General features: G+C 45.5%; 1 protein-coding gene. It reads left to right on the forward strand.

Annotated features, from left to right (window positions below):
* Positions 1–268, forward strand: a 268-nt coding sequence (locus tag ACZIX2_RS14305; RefSeq protein ID WP_463340769.1) for a SprB repeat-containing protein, incomplete at both ends; no start/stop codon positions are given.

Below are 268 nucleotides of genomic sequence, written 5' to 3' on the forward strand. Positions count from 1 at the left end.
CTTAGGAGCTGGGGTTTACAAAGTAATTGTAACGGATAACAACGGATGTAAATCAGCCGAACTTTCAGTAACCATTACCGAACCAGCCGCTGCGGTCACCGTAACTAAAACCCAAACTGATGTGTTGTGTTTTGGAGCTAAAACCGGAGCCATCAATATTACCGCTTCAGGTGGTGTAGCGCCTTATACATACGCATGGACTGGTATTGGTGTAGTGGCAACGGCCGAAGATCAATCTGGCTTAGGAGCTGGCATTTACAAAGTAATT

It is taken from the genome of Flavobacterium riviphilum (genome assembly GCF_055231795.1).